18 protein-coding genes are annotated in these 21180 nt (G+C 63.9%); 4 read left to right on the top strand and 14 right to left on the bottom strand.

What is annotated here, in order from left to right; genetic code table 11:
• Window positions 1–203: 203 nt before the first annotated feature.
• Window positions 204–683, bottom strand: coding sequence for an Lrp/AsnC ligand binding domain-containing protein (locus AC1DXS_RS18430; protein ID WP_477738921.1), 480 nt, complete (start codon window positions 681–683; stop codon window positions 204–206).
• Between the two features lie 121 nt (window positions 684–804).
• On the opposite strand from AC1DXS_RS18430, the gene AC1DXS_RS18425 reads away from it, so the two are divergent.
• Complete coding sequence (locus AC1DXS_RS18425) at window positions 805–3816, top strand: L-glutamate gamma-semialdehyde dehydrogenase (RefSeq protein ID WP_477738920.1); 3012 nt, start codon at window positions 805–807, stop codon at window positions 3814–3816.
• 648 nt (window positions 3817–4464) lie between these two features.
• Here the strand turns inward: AC1DXS_RS18425 and AC1DXS_RS18420 are convergent.
• The 5 genes from AC1DXS_RS18420 to AC1DXS_RS18400 all read right to left on the bottom strand — a co-directional run bounded on the left by AC1DXS_RS18420 (window position 4465) and on the right by AC1DXS_RS18400 (window position 10975).
• A complete protein-coding gene (locus AC1DXS_RS18420; RefSeq protein ID WP_477738919.1) occupies window positions 4465–6333 on the bottom strand; it encodes a potassium transporter Kup in 1869 nt (622 codons plus the stop codon).
• 300 nt (window positions 6334–6633) lie between these two features.
• Window positions 6634–7929, bottom strand: coding sequence for a glutamate--cysteine ligase (gene gshA / locus AC1DXS_RS18415; protein WP_477738918.1), 1296 nt, complete (start codon window positions 7927–7929; stop codon window positions 6634–6636).
• A gap of 153 nt (window positions 7930–8082) precedes the next feature.
• Entirely contained in the window at window positions 8083–9405 is a 1323-nt protein-coding gene (locus AC1DXS_RS18410) for a glutamate-5-semialdehyde dehydrogenase (RefSeq protein WP_477738917.1), read from the bottom strand.
• 9 nt (window positions 9406–9414) lie between these two features.
• The gene (gene holA, locus AC1DXS_RS18405; protein WP_477738916.1) at window positions 9415–10509 is read right to left on the bottom strand and encodes a DNA polymerase III subunit delta; all 1095 of its coding nucleotides are present in this window, start codon (window positions 10507–10509) and stop codon (window positions 9415–9417) included.
• A 34-nt stretch (window positions 10510–10543) separates the two neighbouring features.
• Complete coding sequence (locus AC1DXS_RS18400) at window positions 10544–10975, bottom strand: Lrp/AsnC family transcriptional regulator (RefSeq protein WP_477738915.1); 432 nt, start codon at window positions 10973–10975, stop codon at window positions 10544–10546.
• A gap of 129 nt (window positions 10976–11104) precedes the next feature.
• Between AC1DXS_RS18400 and AC1DXS_RS18395 the strand changes: the two genes are divergently transcribed.
• Both AC1DXS_RS18395 and rocF read left to right on the top strand, forming a co-directional pair.
• Window positions 11105–12193 carry an ornithine cyclodeaminase gene (locus AC1DXS_RS18395; protein ID WP_477738914.1) on the top strand — a complete coding sequence of 363 codons (1089 nt, stop codon included), beginning with the start codon at window positions 11105–11107 and terminating at the stop codon, window positions 12191–12193.
• Window positions 12193–13107 carry an arginase gene (gene rocF / locus AC1DXS_RS18390; protein ID WP_477738913.1) on the top strand — a complete coding sequence of 305 codons (915 nt, stop codon included), beginning with the start codon at window positions 12193–12195 and terminating at the stop codon, window positions 13105–13107. The genes AC1DXS_RS18395 and rocF overlap by 1 nt, the downstream gene beginning before the upstream one ends.
• 15 nt (window positions 13108–13122) lie before the next feature.
• Here rocF and AC1DXS_RS18385 read toward each other — a convergent pair whose 3' ends face one another.
• The 6 genes from AC1DXS_RS18385 to AC1DXS_RS18360 all read right to left on the bottom strand — a co-directional run bounded on the left by AC1DXS_RS18385 (window position 13123) and on the right by AC1DXS_RS18360 (window position 18909).
• Window positions 13123–13629, bottom strand: coding sequence for an LPS-assembly lipoprotein LptE (locus AC1DXS_RS18385; protein WP_477738912.1), 507 nt, complete (start codon window positions 13627–13629; stop codon window positions 13123–13125).
• A 29-nt stretch (window positions 13630–13658) separates the two neighbouring features.
• Window positions 13659–16283 (bottom strand): leucine--tRNA ligase, encoded by a 2625-nt coding sequence (gene leuS / locus AC1DXS_RS18380; RefSeq protein WP_477738911.1) that lies wholly within the window; start codon window positions 16281–16283, stop codon window positions 13659–13661.
• Window positions 16284–16397: 114 nt separating this feature from the next.
• The gene (locus AC1DXS_RS18375) at window positions 16398–16832 is read right to left on the bottom strand and encodes an ExbD/TolR family protein (RefSeq protein ID WP_477738910.1); all 435 of its coding nucleotides are present in this window, start codon (window positions 16830–16832) and stop codon (window positions 16398–16400) included.
• 2 nt (window positions 16833–16834) lie between these two features.
• On the bottom strand, window positions 16835–17476 hold the full coding sequence (locus AC1DXS_RS18370) for a MotA/TolQ/ExbB proton channel family protein (RefSeq protein WP_477738909.1): 642 nt from the start codon (window positions 17474–17476) through the stop codon (window positions 16835–16837).
• A 39-nt stretch (window positions 17477–17515) separates the two neighbouring features.
• Window positions 17516–18349 (bottom strand): 4-hydroxy-tetrahydrodipicolinate reductase, encoded by an 834-nt coding sequence (dapB, locus tag AC1DXS_RS18365; RefSeq protein ID WP_477738908.1) that lies wholly within the window; start codon window positions 18347–18349, stop codon window positions 17516–17518.
• On the bottom strand, window positions 18346–18909 hold the full coding sequence (locus AC1DXS_RS18360) for an outer membrane protein assembly factor BamE (protein ID WP_477738907.1): 564 nt from the start codon (window positions 18907–18909) through the stop codon (window positions 18346–18348). The genes dapB and AC1DXS_RS18360 overlap by 4 nt, the downstream gene beginning before the upstream one ends.
• Before the next feature lie 126 nt (window positions 18910–19035).
• On the opposite strand from AC1DXS_RS18360, the gene fur reads away from it, so the two are divergent.
• Window positions 19036–19491 (top strand): ferric iron uptake transcriptional regulator, encoded by a 456-nt coding sequence (gene fur / locus AC1DXS_RS18355; RefSeq protein ID WP_477738906.1) that lies wholly within the window; start codon window positions 19036–19038, stop codon window positions 19489–19491.
• 140 nt (window positions 19492–19631) lie between these two features.
• Here fur and hprK read toward each other — a convergent pair whose 3' ends face one another.
• Both hprK and AC1DXS_RS18345 read right to left on the bottom strand, forming a co-directional pair.
• Entirely contained in the window at window positions 19632–20582 is a 951-nt protein-coding gene (gene hprK, locus AC1DXS_RS18350; protein WP_007872844.1) for an HPr(Ser) kinase/phosphatase, read from the bottom strand.
• Between the two features lie 27 nt (window positions 20583–20609).
• Entirely contained in the window at window positions 20610–21083 is a 474-nt protein-coding gene (locus tag AC1DXS_RS18345; protein WP_477738905.1) for a PTS sugar transporter subunit IIA, read from the bottom strand.
• Window positions 21084–21180: the final 97 nt, after the last annotated feature.

Below are 21180 nucleotides of genomic sequence, written 5' to 3'. Positions count from 1 at the left end.
AGGAAGCCCTCCGATGTTGTCGCAGGCGGGGATACGGCTGCGGCTACTTATGCAATCCACCACCTAGGTGTTGTGATGCCAAGGTATCCCAAGCCTGCAGGCTTGGCAACGCGGTTAGCCCCCGTTCCTGCGCTTGCAGTGCTTCATGAGCGGAAAAAATGCCGCAAAAGTCTCGAATTGCACGATAAATGCCCCGTGGGGGCTTACACGCCCAGTGCCAGCCGGGTGGTGTTCTTGACTTCTTCCATCACCGCATAAGTGCGGGTTTCACGCACGCCAGGCAGTTGCCAGAGGACGGTGCCGGCGAAAGAGCGGTAGGCCGCCATGTCGGCCATGCGGGTCTTGAGCAGGTAATCGAAGCCGCCGGCGACCATATGGCATTCGCTGATTTCAGGGTGCACCTGCACCGCCGCCTTGAAGGCCTCGAACACATTGGGTGTGGTGCGGTCCAGCAGCACCTCCACAAACACCATCATGCCGGCGCCCAGCTTGAGCGGGTTGAGCAGGGCCTCATAGCCCAATATGTAGCCATCCCGCGTCAGCCGCTGGACCCGCGCCAGCACGGCTGTTGGCGACAGGGCTACGCTCTCGGCGAGCTTGAGGTTGGAAATCCGGCCGTCCTGCTGCAAAACATTCAGGATTTTGAGGTCAATGCGGTCAATTTCTGTGGAAGCTTCAAACATGGGTAGTGAATTATTCGGTGAAAAAGGGAAATTTAGCGGGAAATTCGGCATTGTTCAATGGAACATCGCTGCATCCACTGAATAAATGCCTCAAACCGCCAAATCCTCCCTGGAGTCACCGATGCCCGCCACCCCGCGCCTTCCTTTTCCATATCGCCCCGAAGCCGAGATCGTGGCCAGCCATCTGCAAGGCCTGGCTGGCGCGCTGGACTGGGCGGCGGCCGCGCATTCCGCGCAGCCCTGGGTGCAGGCGGTGCGCGACAACCCGCCGCCTTTTTGGGCCATGGAAAGCCTGCTCAAGGAATACCCGATTTCCAGCGCCGAGGGCCTGGCCCTGATGCGGCTGGCCGAAGCGCTGCTGCGCGTGCCGGATGCCGAAACGGCGATTGCACTGACGGCCGACCAGCTGGGGCGGGCCGATTTTGACGGTGCCGGCGACGGCGTGATGGCGCGCCTGTCGGCGTCCGCGATCGCGATGTCAAAAATGTTTTTGCCCGACCCTTCGACGGGCTCAGGGCGAACGGATTCTGGGCCCAATCTGATGAGCAAGCTGGGCGCGCGCACCGTCGTGGCCGCCACCCTGCGCGCCGTGCAGTTGCTGGGCCGGCAATTTGTGCTGGGCCAGACCATTGGCGATGCCATGGGCGAGGCCGACGACAGCCGTAAAAAAATCCCGAATTTGCGCTTCAGCTACGACATGCTGGGCGAAGGCGCACGCACCGACGCCGATGCGCTGCGCTACCTCGCGAGCTACACGAATGCCATCCAGGCCATTGCGGCCGGCGCGAATGCCGCAAGCCCGACCGAAAAAAACGACGGCATTTCCATCAAACTCAGCGCGCTGCACCCGCGCTACGAAGACGCGCAGCGCGAACGCGTGATGGCCGAACTGGTGCCGCGCGTTTGGGGGCTGTGCGAATTGTCGGCGCGGGCCAATATCAACCTCACGATTGACGCCGAGGAGGTCGACCGGCTGGAGTTGTCGCTGGACGTGTTTGAGGCGCTGGCCGCCCAGGTGGCGCAACACCATCCGCAGTGGCAGGGCTTCGGCCTGGCCATGCAGGCCTACCAGACGCGTGCACTGGACCTGATCCACCACATCGCCGCCATCGCCCGCAAGTACAAGCTGCGCCTGATGTGCCGGCTGGTCAAGGGTGCGTATTGGGATTCGGAAATCAAGCGCGCGCAGGAGATGGGCTTGCCGCACTACCCGGTGTTCACCCACAAGCACCACACCGATGTGTCTTACCTGGCCTGTGCGCAGGCCCTGCTGGCCGTGCCCGATGCGATTTACCCGCAGTTCGCCGGCCACAATGCCGCGACCATTGCCGCGATTTTGCAGATGGCTTCGCGCAACGCCGTGCCGTTTGAGCTGCAGCGCCTGCACGGCATGGGCGAGGGTGTGTTCCGCGAGGTGCTGAAGAACCCGCTGATCAGCTGCCGCGTCTATGCGCCCGTGGGGGCGCACCGCGACCTGCTGGCCTACCTGGTGCGCCGCCTGCTGGAGAACGGCGCGAATTCCTCCTTTGTGCATCAGCTCGCCGACGAGTCGGTTGGCATGGGCGAGCTGCTGACATCGCCGCTGCGCCTTGAGCCCGAGTCTTCGTTGCCCTTGCCGCCCGCGCTCTACGGCCCGAGCCGCCCCAACAGCCTGGGCCTGGACTTGACGGTCGAGAGCATGCGCGCGCCGTTGCTGGCCGCGCTGGCCACCACGCCGGTGCCGGTGGTGCCGGAGTTTGACGCCGCACGCGCTGCCGATCTTGCGGGCAAAGGCGTCAGCGCCCATCGGCACTGGAGCAAACTGGACGTGGTCGAACGCGCGGCCATCCTGCGCCGCGCCGCCGACACGATGGAGCGGCAGATGCCGAAGTTCTGCGCGCTGCTGGTCAAGGAGGCCTTCAAGACCTGGGGCGACGCGGTGTCGGAAGTGCGCGAGGCGGTGGATTTCCTGCGTTACTACGCCAACGAGGCCGAGCGCATCATGCAGCCGGTGGCATTGCCCGGTCCGACCGGTGAGACCAACGAGCTGCGCCTGACCGCGCGCGGCGTCTGGGTCTGCATCAGCCCCTGGAATTTCCCGCTGGCCATCTTCACCGGCCAGGTCGCGGCCGCGCTGGCCACCGGCAACGCCGTGCTGGCCAAGCCCGCCGAGCAGACGCCGGGCGTGGCTTGGGAGGCGGTGAAGCTGCTGCATGAGGCCGGCGTGCCCGAGGGCGCGCTGCAGCTCGCGCACGGCCCCGGCGAGACCGTGGGCGCGGCGCTGGTGGCGGCGCCCCAGGTCGCCGGCGTGGTGTTCACCGGCTCCACCCAGGTCGCCAAGATCATCAACCGCGCGCTCGCCGCCAAGGACGGCCCCATCGTCCCGCTGATTGCCGAAACCGGCGGCATCAACGCCATGCTGGTCGACAGCACGGCCCTGCCCGAACAGGTCGCCGATGCGGTGGTGCAAAGCGCGTTCCGCTCGGCCGGCCAGCGCTGCTCGGCGCTGCGCCTGCTGTGCGTGCACGAAGGGATCGCGGACCACGTGATGGAGATGATCCAGGGCGCGGCGCAAGAGCTGGTGGCCGGTGAGACGGCCGACCTCGCCACCGACGTCGGCCCGGTGATTGACCGTGAAGCGTTTGACAACATCCAGAAGCATTTGCAGCGCCTGGGCTCCGGCGCCAAGGTGCTGGTCGCCCCGGCGCAGCGCGCGCAAGCCGCATCCGGCCCCCTGGCCAACCTGATCCCGCCCGCGGCCTTTGAAGTGCGCAGCCTGGCCGACGTGAAAGACGAAATCTTCGGCCCCGTGCTGCAGGTGGTGCGCTGGGGCAGCGGCGAACTCAAGGACCCGCAGGCCGTGATCGCGCAGATCAATGCACTGGGCTACGGCCTCACCCTCGGCATACAGACCCGCATCGATTCGCGCGCACAGGCGCTGGCGGCGGCTGCGCACGTCGGCAACATTTATGTGAACCGCAACATGATTGGTGCGGTGGTGGGGGTGCAGCCGTTTGGTGGAGAGGGGCTCTCCGGCACCGGCCCGAAGGCGGGTGGGCCGCATTACCTGTATCGCTTCTGTGCTGAGCAGACGGTGACGGTGAATACTACGGCTGCTGGGGGGAATGCTGCACTCCTTGCAGGAGGGGCTTGACGGTCGGGTCTTGTTCCGACGGGGCGCTCTTCTCTTAGTTCTGCTGGCCGGGGTTGCCCGGCGGCAACTCACTTTTCTTTGCTTCGCCAAAGAAAAGTAAGCAAAAGAAAGGCGACCCTGGTGTCTGCGTCCCTCCGCTTCGCTACGGGCAGCCTGCGGTGCTCGGTCCAGACGGGGTCAAAAACAACTCGCCTTCGGCTCAAACAAGTTTTTGCCCTGATCCGTCTGGCCCTGTGCTCCTCGGCGCATACACAAGGGGTGGGAACAGGAATACCGAACAGCTGAATACCTGAAGAAACAAGGACACGCCGTGGCGTGTCCTTGTTTGTATTGGTATTGGTTTCTTTGTCTTCTGACCCCGCTCCCGATTGCCCCGTCCTGGCTGGGCCGAGGAGCGCAGAGACAAGCGGATCAGGGCAAAAACGTGTCTGAGCGAAGCGAGTTGTTTTTGACCCCGCTTGGCTCGAGCACCGCAGGTTGCCCGCAGCGAAGCGTAGGGACCCAGACTGCGGGTCGCCTTTTCTTTGCTTACGTTCTTTTGGCGAAGCAAAAGAAAGTAAGTCGCCCGCCGGGGCGAGTCCCGGCCAGCAGGACTAAGAAGAGTGAGACGAAGTTAGAGAGCGCGCCAGCCGGAGCAAGACCCGGCCCTCAAATCTCAATTTTGCTACCCAACTCCACAACAGAGTTATTAGGCAAATTCAAAAAATCCGCCGCTCCACTCGCGTTGTGGTGCATCTGCGCAAACAGCTTCTCGCGCCACGGCGCCATGCCGCTGCCAATCGTCGGGATCACGGTGTCGCGCGAGAGGAAGTAGCTGGTGGTCATGGACTCCAGTTCGCAGCCGCGGCCCTTGATCTGCTGCAAGGCCTTAGGCAGGTCCAGGTCGTTCTTGAAACCGTAGTGCACGTTGACTTGCCAGCAGTCATGCCCCAGTGCCTGGATTTCCAGGCGCTTGTTCATGCCTATCCACGGGATTTCGTGGTTGCGCACCGTGACGAACAGGTTTTGCTCGTGCAGCACCTTGTTGTGCTTGAGGTTGTGCAGCAGCGCGTTTGGCACGCTGCCGGGCTCGGCGGTCAGGAACACGGCGGTGCCTTCGACGCGGGCCGGCGGGCTCACAAAAACGGCGTCCAGGAAGCTGGGCAGGTCGATCGCGTCGGCGCGCAGCTTTTCATTGAGCAGGTGGCGGCCTTCCTTCCAGGTGATCATCAGCGTGAAGACGGCGCCGCCTATGACCAGCGGGAACCAGCCGCCGGCGAACAGCTTCATGAGGTTGGAGGCGAAGAAGGCGAAGTCGACCAGGAAGAAGACGCCGGTGGCGGCGATGCACAGGCTCAGCGGGTACTTCCAGCCGTAGCGGATCACATAAAAGGTCAGGATGGTGGTGATCAGCATGTCGGTGCAGACCGCGATGCCGTAGGCGGCCGCCAGGTTGCTGGACGAGCGGAACATGACCACTGCGAGCACGATGGTGATGAACAGGCCCCAGTTGACGAAGGGCATGTAGATCTGGCCGGTGTCGCGCACGCTGGTGTGCTGGATATTGAGGCGCGGCAGATAGCCCATCTGGATGGCTTGCTTGGTCACGCTGAAGGCGCCGGTGATCAGGGCCTGCGAGGCGATCACCGTGGCCATGGTGGCCAGGCCCACCAGCGGCAACAGCGCCCATTCGGGCGCCATCAAATAAAACGGGTTCTTCACGGCGGCGGGGTTGCTGATCAGCAGCGCGCCCTGGCCGAAGTAATTGAGCACCAGCGAGGGCATGACCACCGAGAACCAGGCCAGGCGAATCGGCTTTTTGCCGAAGTGGCCGAGGTCGGCGTACAGCGCCTCGGCGCCGGTCACGCACAGCACCACGGCGCCCAGGATGATAAAAGTGGTGCCGGGGTTGGACCACATGAACATCAGGGCATAGTGCGGGCTCAACGCCACCAGGATGTGGGGGTTGGTGGCGATCTGCGAAATCCCCAGCAAGGCCAGCACGGCAAACCAGATCAGCGTGATGGGCCCGAAAAACCGGCCTATGCCGGAGGTGCCGTGTTTTTGCACCGCGAACAGGGCAAGCAGGATGACCAAGGTGATCGGGATCACCCCCTGCTTGAAGGCCGGAGAGACGACTTCAAGGCCTTCGACCGCCGACAGCACCGAAATCGCCGGGGTGATGACGCCGTCACCGTAGAACAGGGAGGTACCGAAAATGCCCACGACCAGCAGGGTGCGGCGCAGCTGGGGCTTGTCCTTCACCGCGGTGGAGGCCAGCGCCAGCATGGCGATCAGCCCGCCCTCGCCGTTGTTGTCGGCACGCAGCACCAGCGCCACGTACTTGATGGAAACAATGACGGTCAGCGTCCAGAAAAAGATGGACAGGATGCCGTAGACGTTGTCGGGGGTGAAGGGAACATGCCCGGAACCGAAAACTTCCTTGACGGCATAGAGGACGCTGGTTCCGATGTCGCCGTAGACGACACCGATGGCGCCCAGGGTGAGCGCCGCGAGTGATGATTTTTGACTAGACACAAAAACTTCCCGTCTTTGCGCCAGGCCCGTTCAAACGGGTCCCAAGCGGGCGGGAATGGTTACCTTTGGGAACGCTATTTTGCGCCCGGGGACCCGGCTTGCAAGTCGGCGGGCACCCCTAAATCCAACTAATCCCGATTTTGTTGCACCGCAACAACTTGTAACGACGCGGGGGCGCTGCACGTGCTTGAGGCCGATCCGGTCGATGACGGGGTAATGCTATGTATTTAAGAGTAGGCGGCGTAGGGCTCGTAAGGGCTGGCTTTGAAAAGCCATAAAAAAACCCCTCGCGGGGGTTTTTTAGTCATACACCTCGGCGTCCGGGTCGGTGGCTTCGAGCTCGTAGCTCGCGGCCAGCATGGCCAGGCGCGCGATCACCCCGTACATATAGAAGCGGTTGGGATTGCTGGAGCCGGGCTTCTCGCCGGGCTGCGGCAGGCGGCCGCTGTCGGCAAAGGCCAGCGGCACAAAGCTGGCGCCGGGCGCATTCAGGTTCTCGTCCACGCCGCGCTCGGCATGCACGCGGTAAAAGCCGCCGACGACGTAGCGGTCCATCATGTAGACCACGGGTTCGGCCACCGCGTCGTTCACGCGCTCGTTGGTCAGCACGCCTTCCTGGATGATCACTTCGGACAGCGCCTGGCCGTCCTTGGTGGTGCTCATCTTGTTCTTGGTTTTGCGGTTCAGCGCTTCGAGGTCTTTCACGTCGCGCACCGTCATGATGCCCATGCCGTAAGTGCCGTTGTCGGCCTTGACGACGACAAAAGGCTTTTCGTTGATGCCGTATTCCTTGTACTTGCGCTTGATCTTGGTCAGCAGCGCATCGACGTTGGTGGTCAGGCACTCCATGCCGGTGTTCTCGGCGAAGTTGACCTCGCCGCATTGCGCGAACATCGGGTTGATGAGCCAGGGGTCTATGCCCAGCAGCTTGCCGAAGCGCTTGGAAATTTCTTCGTAAGCCTTGAAGTGGTGCGACTTGCGGCGCACCGACCAGCCCGCATGCAGCGGCGGCAGCAGGTACTGCTCGTTGATGTCTTCCAGGATGCCGGGGATGCCGGCCGACAGGTCGTTGTTCAGCAGGATGGTGCAGGGGTCGAAGTCTTTCAGGCCCAGGCGCCGGTCGGTGCGGATCAGCGGCTCTATCGTGATGGTCTCGCCGGTCGGCAGGTTCAGCGTGGTGGGCGCCTTGATCTCGGGGCTCAGCGAACCGAAGCGCACATTGAGGCCTGCCTGGTGGAAGATGCGCTTGAGCTGCAGCACATTGGACAGGTAAAAGCTGTTGCGCGTGTGGTTCTCGGGCACGACCAGCAGGTTGCGCGCTTCGGGGCAGATTTTCTCGATCGCGGCCATGGCGGCCTGCACCGCCAGCGGCAGCATTTCGGGCGTCAGGTTGTTCCAGCCGCCGGGGTAGAGGTTGGTGTCCACCGGTGCCAGCTTGAAACCCGCGTTGCGGATGTCGACCGAGCTGTAAAACGGCGGTGTGTGTTCCATCCACTCCAGCCGGAACCAGCGCTCGATGGCCGGGGTGGAGTCCAGCACGCGTTGTTCGAGTTCGTTGATGGGGCCGTTCAGGGCGGTGATGAGGTGCGGAACCATTCGGCCACTTTCGATAGGTGATTCTGTTATTTGCTTCGGCTATAGCTGACCGAATTCTAGGGATATAGGGGTGACATGGCGGGGTTACAAGGGGTAACTCCAACGCAAAGCCATCCAAATTTCCGTGGGCCGAGGTCGCGGCCCGGCATGCCCTCAGGAGCGTACTTCGCCCTGCCCGAGCACCACATACTTCAGCGAGGTCAGGCCCTCAATACCGACCGGCCCGCGCGCATGGAACTTGTCGGTGCTGATGCCGATTTCGGCGCCCAGTCCGAACTCGAAACCATCGGCGAAGCGGGTGCTCGCATTCACCATGACGCTGGCCGAATCCACTTCGCGCAGAAAGCGCTGGGCGTTGACGTGGTCACGCGTCAGGATGGCATCGGTGTGGTGGCTGGAGTAGTGGTTGATATGGGCGATGGCTTCATCAATCCCGTCCACCACCTTGATGCTGATGATGGGCGCCAGGTATTCCTCGTACCAGTCCTGCTCGGTGGCGGCTGTGGTGTTGGCATTTTTCACGGCAGACAAAATCGCCAGCGCTTCGGGGTCGCAGCGCATCTCCACGCCTTTTTCGGCATAGATCGCGCCTATCTTCGGCAAGAAGGCCGCCGCCACGCCGCGCGCGACCAGCAAACCTTCGCTGGCATTGCAGGGGCTGTATTTTTGCGTCTTGGCGTTGTCGGCCACCTTGACGGCCATCTCCAGGTCGCAAGGATCATCGACATACACATGGCAGTTGCCGTCCAGGTGCTTGATGACGGGGACCTTGGCGTCGCGGCTGATGCGCTCGATCAGGCTTTTGCCGCCGCGCGGGATGATGACGTCCACATATTGCGGCATGGCGATCAGTTGCCCGACGGCTTCGCGGTCGGTGGTGGGCACCAGCAGCACGGCATCGGGCGGCAGGCCGGCGTCGGCCAGGGCCTGCTGCACCAGCGCCGCGAGCGCCTTGTTCGATTCGATGGCTTCCGAGCCGCCGCGCAGAATGCAGGCATTGCCGCTCTTGATCGCCAGCGACGCGGCTTCAATCGTGACGTTGGGCCGGCTTTCGTAAATCATGCCGAACACGCCGATGGGCACGCGCATCTGGCCCACGCGTATGCCGCTGGGCTGCTCCTTCATGCCGATGATGTCGCCGATCACGTCGGCCATGGCGGCCAGCTGCTCGCAGCCCTGGGCCACGGTGTCAATGATCTTGGGTGTGAGCTTGAGCCGGTCCAGCAGGGGGCCGGCCAGGCCCGCGGTCTGGGCGCGCTCCAGGTCGCGCTGGTTGGCCGCTTCCAGTGTCGCCACGTTTTTGCGAAGCGCTTTCGCCAGGTTCAGCAAGGCCTTGTTCTTGGCTGCCGCCGGCGCACGCGCGATGTCAGCCGAAGCCGCTTTGGCCCGGTTGCCCAGCAGTTTCATCAGGGCCGGGACGTCGTTGCCGAGGTCGCTGGATGTGGAAAGGGCTTGGTGGGAGTCGGGCGCGTTCATGCGGCCATTTTAGGCCTGCCGGGCGCGGCCCGATCCCTGCATGGCGCATTGCTCGCACACCATGCCGGCCAGGCGGTGCAGGGCCTGCCAGCCGTCGGCCGGCCAGTCGGGCTGCTTCAGGCCCTTGACGATACCGTCGACCTTGTGGGCGGCGTGCAGCAGGTTGGCCAGCGTGGTGTCGCCGATCTGCGGCAGCACGCGCTCGAACAGTTTTTCCTTGACGCCCCAGACGCGGTTTTCACGCAGTGCCATGGGCATGGGCCGGCCTGCCTGAATAGCGTCCTTCACGCGCTTCATGCTGCGGATGTCTTCGGCCAGCGCCCAATGCACCAGCACCTCGGATTCGCCCTCGGACTGCAGGCCGTCCAGCATGCGCGCCACGCGCACCGTCTGGCCGCCCAGCACGGCCTCGGAGAGCTTGAAGACGTCGTAGCGCGCCACGTTGAGCACGGCATTTTCGACCTGGTCAAAACTCAGGATGCCATCGCCAGTACCCGACTGGGCCGGATAGAGCAGGCCCAGCTTCTGGATTTCCTGGTGGGCCGCCAGCAGGTTGCCTTCGACCCGGTCGGCGAAGAACTGCAGCGTGCGCTGGCCTTCCTCGCCGGCAGCCACGCGCTGGCCCTGCTGCTGCAGGCGCTGGGCGATCCACTGCGGCAGGCTGCGGCGGTCTATCGGGTCGAACTTGACGGTGATGCCAAAGCTCTCGAGCGCGCCGAACCAGGCGCCTTTGGCCGTCATGCTGTCCAGCCGCGGGAGCATGACCAGGGTGAGGGTGGAATCGTCGCCTTGCGCGCGTTCGGCGATCTGCTGCAGCGCGACGGAGCCGTCTTTGCCCGGCTTGCCGCTGGGGATACGGATCTCGACGATCTGCTTGTCGGCGAACAGGCTCAGCGAGCCGCCGCTGGCCAGCACCTCGCTCCAGTCGAAATGCGCACCGGCCACGGTGTGCACCGTGCGTTCGGTATAGCCCTGGGCGCGCGCCGCGGCGCGCAGCGTGTCGGCGAACTCCTGCACCAGCAGGGGCTCGTCGCCGTGCAGGGTGTACAGGCTCTTCAAGCCGCGCTTGAGGTGTTCCTGGAGTTGGGCGGGGGCCAGATTCATGGAAAGGAGTTTAGCGGCAGGCCTGAATCGAAACTCATAGTTTGCTGGTCGACAGCAGCAGGCTGGTTTCGGTGTTGGCGATGCCTTCGAGCAGCCGGATCCGGCTCAGCACGCTGTCGAAGCCTTCGAGGCTGTCGGCCCGCAGCTCGGCCACGATGTCCCAGCGGCCGTTGGTGGTGTGCAGCGCGCTCACGGCCGGGTCGCCGCGCAGCGCCGCCAGCACGGCCGCCGTGCGGTTGCCTTCCACCGCCACCGTCATGAAGGCGCATATGCGGTGGGCTTCGGCCTGGGGCTTGAGGCGCACCGTGTAGCCGGTGATGGTGCCGTCGGCCTCGAGCCTGGCCAGCCGGTTTTGCACCGTGCCGCGCGAAACACGCAGCACCTTGGCCAGTGAGGCGACGGAGGCCCTGGCGTTGTCGCGCAGCAAAGCCAGCAGTTGGCGGTCGGTGTCGTCCATGCGAGCCATTTTATTGGCATAAAGTCAACAAGAGCTGGCAGTTTGCTCAAACAAGCCATAAATTTGATCGGTTTACTGCCTTTTATTTGCCTTCGCCACTCCCGACAATGAAACAAGACAAAGACCGGGAGCCCCATCATGGTTGACTACATTGGCATTGAAAGCATCCAGAAAATCGTTCGCCAGCGCGGCGCCGCCGCCTTTATCGAAGGCCTGGCCGGCGAGATCGAACATGATTTCCGGCGCTGGAATGATTTCGACAAGTCGGCGCGCCACGCCATCCACTCCCCCGACGGTGTGATCGAACTGATGCCGACCAGCGACGGCCACCAGTACTCCTTCAAGTACGTCAACGGCCATCCCAAGAACACCGAGCTGGGCCTGCTCACGGTCACCGCCTTCGGCGTGCTGGCCGACGTGGACACCGGCTACCCCTTGCTGCTGTCCGAGCTGACCATCACCACCGCGCTGCGCACCGCCGCCACCTCGGCCCTGGCCGCGAAATGGATGGCGCGCCCCGACAGCCGCGTCATGGCCCTCATCGGCAACGGCGCACAAAGCGAGTTCCAGGCGATCGCTTTTCACCACATGCTGGGCATACGCGAGATGCGCCTCTTCGACATCGACGCCGCGGCCAGCGACAAGCTGGCGCGCAACCTGCACACGATGGGGCTGCAGGGCTTGCGCGTGACGGTGTGCCGCTCCGCTGCCGAGGCCGTGCAAGGCGCCGACATCGTGACCACCATCACCGCAGACAAGCGCAACGCCGTGATCCTGACGCCGGAAATGGTCAAACCCGGCATGCACCTGAACGCCGTGGGCGGCGACTGCCCCGGCAAGACCGAGTTGCATGCCGACATCCTGCTGCGCAAGGACGCGCGCGTGGTGGTCGAGTTCGAGCCGCAGTCGCGCATCGAAGGCGAGATCCAGCAGATGCCCGAGGATTTCAAGGTGGCCGAATTCGCCGACGTGCTCAAAGGCACGGCCGTCGGGCGCGCATCGCCTGAAGAAGTCACGATTTTTGATTCGGTCGGCTTCGCGCTGGAGGACTATTCAGCCCTGCGCTACCTGCACAAGCTGCAGCTGGCCGACCCGGCCCTGCGCCGGCAGATCGACCTGGTGCCGCACCTGGACAACCCCAAGGACCTGTTCGGCTTGCTGGCGCCGGCCGCAGCCCGTACAGTCAAGGCACCGCGAACCGACACCATCCCTGAAATGGCCCCTTGATGAGCATCCCTGTTGACCTGATAGGCGCACCCACCGACATAGGCGCGGGCAGCCGCGGCGCGTCCATGGGCCCCGAGGCCCTGCGCGTGGCCGGCATCCGCGAGGCGCTGCAGGCACGCGGCCTGGAAGTGGCCGACACCGGCAACCTGGCGGGCCCTACCAATCCCTGGCTACCACCGGCCGACGGCTACCGGCACCTGATGGAGGTTGTCGACTGGAACAAGGCCGTGCACGAAGCCATGTACCAGAGCCTGGCCGCCGCCCGCCTGCCCATCCTGCTGGGCGGCGACCACTGCCTGGGCATAGGCTCCATCAGCGCGGTGGCGCGCCACTGCCGTGCCGTCGGCAAAAAACTGCGCGTGCTCTGGCTGGACGCGCACACCGACTTCAACACCAATGCCCTCACGCCCACCGGCAATGTGCACGGCATGCCGGTGGCGGTGCTGTGCGGCCACGGCCCCGCTGAGCTCACCGGCATCGGTGGCACGACACCCGCCATGAGTCCCAAGGCGATTCGGCAAATCGGCATTCGCAGCGTGGATGAAGGCGAAAAGCGCTTTGTGCGGCAAGAAGGCCTGGAGGTCTTCGACATGCGCTACATCGACGAGATGGGCATGCGCCACACCATGGAAAAAGCGTTGGCCGGCATGGATGCCGACACCCATCTGCACGTGAGCTTTGACGTGGACTTCCTGGACCCGTCCATCGCGCCGGGCGTGGACACCGCCATCAAGGGCGGGCCGACCTACCGTGAAGCGCAGCTGTGCATGGAGATGATTGCCGACACCGGCTTGCTGGGCTCGCTGGACGTGATGGAACTCAACCCGGCGCTGGACGTGCGCAACGGCACGGCCGAAGTCGCGGTGGACCTGATCGAAAGCCTGTTCGGCAAGAGCACGCTGATGCGGGCTTGATGCGGGCGTAAGGCTCTAGAGTTCCGTCACGGCCGCCAGGCGGCGCATGATTTGCTGCACCACGTCGCTTTGCATGTCGCGGTACAGCAGGGCTTCTTCGGCTTCCTTGGCCAGCACCGCGGATTCATTGAAACTGATGTCGCGCTGCTGCAGGATTTCCGTCTCGGGAATCAATTCCTTGCCCGCCAGGGTGCGCAGCCTGAACCGAAAACGCAGCCGCAACTGGAACTCGCGCACCTGGCCGGAGGCGTTGGTGCTAAGCACCACCTTCTCGCGCTGGTCGCCCAGCACGTCGAGGATCACCTGCGCTTCGTTGATGCGCCGCGCGTCGGAGATCACCTCCACCTTGCGCGTGGACTGCAGCGAGCGCCTGAGTTCCACGCCCAGCGGCGAGCTTTCGGAAAGACCCGAATAGAGTGTGCTGAAGGCGAAGTTGGGCGCCTTGCGCAGCGCGAAGCCGCAGCCACTCAGCGTGATGGCGGCTGCCGTGGCCGACAGGGAAAGAAATACGCGACGCTGCATGGGCTTGCCTTGTTTTCGTTGAAACGATTTCAGATCACGATATTGACCAGCCGGCCCGCCACCACAATCACCTTCTTGGCGGGGGCGCCTGCGGCTTGCTTGGTGAAGGCTTCGGAGGCCAGCGCGGCTGCCTCGATGGCGGCCTTGTCGGCGCCCGCCGGCACCGTGACGGCGCCGCGCAGTTTGCCGTTGATCTGCAGCACGAGCTCGATCTCGTCCTGTTGCAGGGCGGCTGCATCCACCTGCGGCCATGGTGCGTCAAGCAAGTCGCCGTGCTGCGCGGCATAACCAAGCTGCGACCACAGCGCGTGCGCCAGGTGGGGCGTTGCCGGGTACAGGCAGCGCAGCAGGATGCCGAAGCCTTCGCGCAGGGCGGCGTCGGAGCCTGCCGATGCCGCGCCCTTGAAGTCTTCGAGTGCGTTGAGCAGCTTCATGTTGCCCGACACCACGGTGTTGTACTGCATGCGCTGGTAGTCGTAATCGATCTGCTTGAGCACCGTGTGGATTTCAAGGCGCAGGGCCTTGGTCTCCTTGTCGAACGCGGGCGTGCCGCCTTCGGGCTGCTTGCCGGCGCCGAGCTTGACGCCGAAATTCCAGACACGGCGCAGGAAGCGGTAGGAGCCCTCGAGTGCGGCGTCATTCCACTCCAGCGTGGTGTCGGGCGGCGCGGTGAACATGGTGTAGAGCCGGGCGGTGTCCGCTCCGTACTTTTCGATCAGGTCCTGCGGATCGACGCCGTTGTTCTTGGACTTGGACATGGTGGTCCAGCCCTCGTAGGGCACGGGCAGGCCGTCGGCCTTGGCGGTGGCGGAGACCACCTTGGCGTGCTCGTCGCGAACAATGTCGAGTTCGTGCGCCCAGAAGTACTGCTTGCCGGTGGTGGTTCGCGCGAAGGCCTCGTTAAGCACCATGCCCTGCGTGAGCAGCTTGGTGAAGGGCTCGTCGACCGTCACCAGGCCCAGGTCGCGCATGACCTTGGTCCAGAAGCGCGCATAGAGCAGGTGCAGGATGGCGTGCTCGATGCCGCCTATGTACTGGTCCATGGGCATCCAGTAGTTGGCGCCTTCGGCCACCATCTTCTCTGCGTTCTTGGGGTCGCAGTAGCGCATGAAATACCAGGACGAATCGACAAAGGTGTCCATGGTGTCGGTCTCGCGGCGCCCAGGTTTGCCGCAGACCGGGCAGACCACGCCGGCGTGAAAGCCCGCGTGCTTGTGCAAGGGGTTGCCCGAGCCGTCCGGCACGCAGTCCTGCGGCAGCACCACGGGCAGATCTTTTTCCGGCACCGGCACGGCGCCGTGCTCCTCGCAGTGGATGATGGGAATCGGCGTGCCCCAATAGCGCTGGCGGCTCACGCCCCAGTCGCGCAGGCGCCAGGTGGTTTTTTTCTCGCCCAGGCCTTTGGCTGCCAGGTCGGCCGCGACGGCATCGACAGCGGCCTTGAAGGTCAGGCCGTCGTACTTGCCCGAATTGATGACAACGCCCTGCTGCTTGTCGCCGTACCAGTCGGCCCAGGCGTCCAGGCTGTAGGCTTGTCCCTTGACGTCGACCACCTGCTTGATGGGCAAGTCGTACTTTTTCGCGAACTCGAAGTCGCGCTCGTCGTGCGCCGGCACGCCCATGACGGCGCCGTCGCCGTAGCTCATGAGCACGTAGTTGCCGACCCAGATTTCAACCTTGCCGCCGGTGAGCGGGTGGGTGACGAAGAGGCCCGTGGGCACGCCCTTCTTCTCTTGCGTGGCGAGCTCGGCTTCCGTGGTGCCGCCGGCCTTGCTTTCTTCGATGAAGGCCGCGACCTTGGGGCTGGAAGCCGCCGCATGCAGGGCCAGCGGGTGCTCGGGCGCCACGGCGCAGAAAGTCACGCCCATGATGGTGTCGGCACGCGTGGTGAAGACGTACATCTTCCCGCCGCCTATCAGCGTGCCGGAGCCGTCCTGGATGTCGTGCGTGAAGGCAAAGCGCACGCCTTCGCTCTTGCCAATCCAGTTTTCCTGCATGAGCTTGACGCGCTCGGGCCAGCCAGGCAGCTTGTGGCTGACGCTGTTGAGCAGTTCGTCGGCGTAGTCGGTGATCTTCAGGTAGTAGCCGGGAATCTCGCGTTTTTCCACGGTGGCGCCGGTGCGCCAGCCCTTGCCGTCAATGACCTGTTCGTTGGCCAGTACCGTCTGGTCGACCGGGTCCCAGTTCACGACCTGGGTCTTGCGGTAGGCAATGCCTTTTTCCAGCATCTTCAGGAACAGCCATTGGTTCCACTTGTAGTAGCTGGGGTCGCAGGTGGCGACCTCGCGGCTCCAGTCGATGGCCAGTCCCATCGCCTGCATCTGCTTTTTCATGTAAGCGATGTTGTCGTAGGTCCATGCTGCCGGCGGCACGCCGTTTTTCATGGCGGCGTTTTCGGCCGGCAGGCCGAAGGCATCCCATCCCATGGGCATCAACACGTTGTAGCCCTTCATGCGCAAATGGCGCGTGAGCATGTCGTTGATGGTGTAGTTGCGCACGTGGCCCATGTGCAGCTTGCCGCTGGGGTAGGGCAGCATGGAGCAGGCATAGTATTTCTTGCGGCCGGCATCCTCCGTCACGCGGTAGGCGTCGGCGGCGGTCCAGTGGGCTTGAGCGTCGCGCTCAACGTCGAGATGGTTGTATTTGTCTTGCATGGAGAACCGGGAAGGCGGAAAGCGAACAGAAACAGGGAGAAATGCAGGGCGGCACGGGTTGTGCGGCCCTGGCCGTGAATCCCCGATTTTAGGGGCTGGGCCGCTTCCGGTGTTTTAGCGCTCGGCGGCGTCGGCGGAAGGGTTGTCGGCCACAAAGCCGATGCGGTTGAGACCGGCTTTTTGCGCCAGGCCCATGACCTGCACGACCTTGCCATAGGGGACGCCCTCGTCGGCCCGTAGCTGGACCTCGGTGTCGGGGTTCTGCGCGGCGGTCTCACGCAACCGGCCGGCCAGTTCGTCGGCATTCAGGGGCCTGTCGTTCAGGAAGGTCTTGCCGGACTTGTCGACCACCAGCGTGACGAATTTCGGGGCGTCGGCCGGTTTGGCGGCGTCGGTCTTGGGCAGGTCCAGTCGTATGCTGCTGGCCAGCAGGGGCGCGGTGATGATGAAGATGACCACCAGCACCAGCATCACGTCCACCAGCGGCGTGACGTTGATGTCGGCCATGGGCTGAGAGCCCTGGGTGCGTTCAAGCCTTCCGAAACCCATGATCAGGCCTTGTGCGCCAACAGTTCGCGCAGGTCGCGCGCGAAGCCTTCGAGGTCGGCTTCGATGCGGCCGATGGACCGGCCGAAGATGTTGTACGCCAGCACGGCCGGGATGGCCACTGCCAGGCCCGCCGCCGTCATGATGAGCGCCTCGCCGACCGGGCCCGACACCTTGTCGATGGTGATCTGGCCGGCCGAGGCGATGCCGACCAGTGCGTGGTAAATACCCCAGACCGTGCCCAGCAACCCGACGAAAGGCGCGGTGGAGCCGACTGTGGCCAGCAGCACCTGGCCGAACTGCAACTTGTGCAGCACCGCGTGCAGGGCGTCGCGCAATACGCGGGTCAGTTGCTGGGATTTGTCGCCCGCCGTGGCCAGGGTGCCGCCGGCAGGAAGGTTTGTCGCGGCGATCAGCGGCAGCACCAGCGCTTCGCGGTCGAAAGCGGCGACTTTGTCGCGGGCCTGGTCCACGGAGGCCGATTGCCAGAAGGCAGCGGTGCTGCGCGCCACATCGCCGGCGGCGCGGCGAAGCAGCCAGGTTTTCCAGAGGATCACGACCCAGCTCGCCACCGACATGGCCAGCAACAGGATCGCCACCACCTGGCTGACGATGCCGCCTTGGGTCATGAGACTGAGGAAATCCATGGGGTCACGCCTTTTGAGTTGCCGCGGCCTTGGCCGCGCTTATTGTTTCAGGCCCAGCACGTCGAACATGTCGAAAAGGCCGGTGGCATGCCCGTCCAGGAAACGGGCGGCACGCAGGCTGCCCTGGGCATAGTTGCTGCGACTCGACGACTTGTGGCTGATTTCGATGCGCTCGCCGGTGCCCAGGAACATCACGGTGTGGTCGCCCACGACGTCACCGCCACGCACGGCGGAAAAGCCGATGGACAGCGGGTCGCGTTCGCCCGTCACGCCTTCGCGTGCATAGACGCCGCAGTCCTTGAGGTCGCGGCCCAGCGCAGCGGCGATCACCTCGCCCATCTTGAGCGCTGTGCCGGAGGGGGCGTCAACCTTGTGGCGGTGATGCGCCTCGACGATTTCGATGTCGTAGCCGGTGGAGAGCGCCTGCGCCGCCATTTCAAGCAGCTTGAACGTGACGTTGACGCCCACGCTCATGTTGGGCGCCATGACGATGGCGATGTCTTTGGCGGCGGCGGCGATCTCGGCTTTTTGCACGTCGGAGAAACCGGTAGTGCCTATGACCAGCTTGACACCCGTCTCGCGGCAGGCTGCCAGATGGGCCAGCGTGCCTTCGGGGCGGGTGAAATCAATCAACACGCGGGAGTCTTTGAGTCCCTGGCGGAGGTCACCGCTGATAAGCACGCCGCTGGCCCGGCCTGTGAACGCGGCTGCGTCAAGGCCAATGGCCGGGCTGGAGGCCAGGTCAAGCGCGCCGGTCAGCTGGCAGTCGGTGCTCGCGTTGATCGCCTCGATCAGCATCTGGCCCATGCGGCCGCTGGCACCCGCCACCGCGACCCGGTGGCGRCGGGCCTGGTCAAGGGTCGCCCCGCTCACTGCTTGGGGCTTTCGAGAGGGGGGTAGCTGCCGGCAGGCGTTCCGGCGGGCACATTGGCGGGCGCTGCGGCGCTGGCTGTTGCAGGCTTGGATTTTTCAGCGGCCTTGTTCAACTGCGCTTCGGTGGCTTCCAGCACGGGCACCTCGCCCAGCTTGCGCCGGTTGCCGAGCTTGGCGATGAACTCGGTTTCGCTGGGCATGGCGTCGCCTTCAAAGCGTTCCAGCTGGTCGTTCTTGAAGAACACGGTGTACTTGTAGGACTGGGGTTCCACGCCTTGCCGCTTCAATGTAAAGACGTAGTCCCAACGGTCGGCGTGGAACAGGCTGGCCATCAGAGGCGTGCCCAGCGTGGCCTTGACCTGGTCGCGCGTCATGCCGGCTTTGAGTTGCTCGACCTGTTCCTTGGACACGAAGTTACCCTGGATCACGTCGACCTTGTAGGGTGTGACCCAGTTGATCGGGTTGGCGGAGCTGCCGGACATGCCGCCGCAGGACGCCAGCACCGTGCAAGCCAGGAGCAGGAAAGCGGTTCGGGCGCCGTAACGATGATTTGCAGGCATGGCAGGCATAGTAAGGAGGTGTAGCGATATGATTGTTCATTGTAGCGGCTGGGGGCCCCCGGCCGGCACCTGCCCTGAAGGGTCACAACCGCCGCGTCATACCGGTTTTACCCAGAGAGTTTTCCCATGAGCAACATCGACGAACTGAAAAATACCGGCCTGAAGGCAACCCTGCCGCGGCTGAAAATCCTGGAGATTTTTCAGGGAGGCAAACAGCGCCACATGACGGCCGAGGACGTGTTCCGGGTGCTGCTCGAAGAGCGCTCCGACATCGGTCTGGCCACCGTCTACCGGGTGCTCACCCAGTTCGAACAGGCCGGCCTGCTCAACCGCAGCAACTTCGAATCCGGCAAGGCTGTCTACGAGATCAACGAAGGCCAGCACCACGACCACCTGGTCTGCCTGGACTGCGGCAAGGTCGAGGAGTTCTACGACGCCGAGATCGAAAAGCGCCAGCAGTCAGTCGCCAAGTCCAAAGGCTTCGCCATCGCCGACCACTCCCTGTCCATCTACGCCAACTGCACCAAGGACAAATGCCCCAACCGCAACACCGGCACGCCGGTCAGGCATCACCACTCTTGAAGATTCGATCAGCGGGCCTAGAAGGTGTGAAGAAACCGTAGCGAGCGCCCCGAGGTCGCGTCGAGGACCGGAGCCGTACACCCGTACGGCGAGGACCGCAGGGGCGAGATCGGGTCGCGCAGTAGGTTTATTCGCACCTTCTAATCATCTTGTTCCATGGCTCGTCGGTGCCTTTCGACGAACTCCTGGTAAGTATTGATGCCGCGCAGCTGCAAGATGGCATTGCGTACCGCGGCCTCGACCAGCACGGCGATATTGCGGCCGGCCTCCACCTGGATGATGACCTTGCGCACCGGTATGCCCAGCACGTCCTGCGTCAGCGGTTCATAGGGAATGCGTTCATAGTCGCGCTCCAGCGTCTCGCGGCGCACCAGGTGCACGATCAGCTTGAGGCGCATCTTGCGGCGCACCGCCGTCTCGCCAAAAATCGCCTTGATGTCGAGCAGGCCTATGCCGCGTACCTCGAGCAGGTTCTGCAGCAGCTCGGGGCAGCGCCCCTCGATCGTGGTCTGGTTGATGCGGTACAGGTCCACCGCGTCGTCGGCCACCAGGCCGTGGCCGCGCGAAATCAGCTCCAGGCCCAGTTCGCTTTTGCCCAGGCCCGACTCGCCGGTGATCATCACGCCCATGCCCAGGATGTCCATGAACACGCCGTGCATGGAGGTGCGGTCGGCGAAATGCTTGGACAGGTAGGCCCGCAGCACATCGATCACGAAAGCGGCCGACTCCGGCGTGGAGAACATCGGCAGCTGCGCGCGCTCGCACATGGACAGCAGGGTGTCGGGTGCAACCTGGCCGTCGGCCACAACCAGCACCGGCGGCTCCAGCGTGATGATGCGGGAAATGCGGCGCGCGCAGTCCTCGGGGCTGGCGTTGGTGAGGTAGGCGACCTCGCGCTCGCCCAGAATCTGCACGCGGTAAGGGTGGATGTAGTTGAGATAGCCGACCAGATCGGCGCCCGAGCGCGCGGCCCGCACGGCCACTTCGTCAAAGCGCCGCTCGGAGGCGCCCAAGCCCGCAACCCATTCCCATTTCAGGGACGCGCGATGGTCTTCAAATAAAACGTCGGCGCTGACAACGGTGGGCTTCATGCCGGCCTGTGATGCGGGGAAGCCCCCTTAAGAGCTGACTTCGTGGACCGAGTGCCAGGAAGCGATCAGGTGGTGCAGCGCGGCTGCGTCGCTGCTGGTCTTGAGCTGCTCGCGCAAGGTGCTGTCGCTGAGCAGTTCGGCGATTTCCGAGAGGATTTCGAGGTGCTTTTGCGTCGCGGCTTCCGGCACCAGCAGGAAGATGAGCAGGCCCACGGCCTGCTCGTCCGGCGCATCGAAGCCAATCGGCGACTGCAGCAGGAACACCGCCGCCATGGGCGCCTTGAGCCCCTTGATGCGACCGTGCGGAATCGCCACCCCATGGCCCAGGCCGGTCGAGCCCAGGCGTTCACGGGCGAACAGGCTGTCGGTGATCAGCGCGCGGTTCAGCCCGTGCTGGTTCTCGAACAGCAAACCGGCTTCTTCAAAAGCACGCTTTTTGCTGGTCGCTTCAACGCTAACCAGCACTTGGGAGGGGGGCAAAATTTGCGAAAGACGGTTCATAACAATCTTTTAGTCGCCGAATTATGCACTTTGCGGCGGGTTTGCCGGAAAAAGAGGCATAAAAAAGCCGCTTGAGGCCTCAAGCGGCTTTTTTTTG

The organism is Polaromonas sp. P3_B1, assembly GCF_056402935.1.
This window is presented reverse-complemented; position numbering and strand designations above follow the sequence as displayed.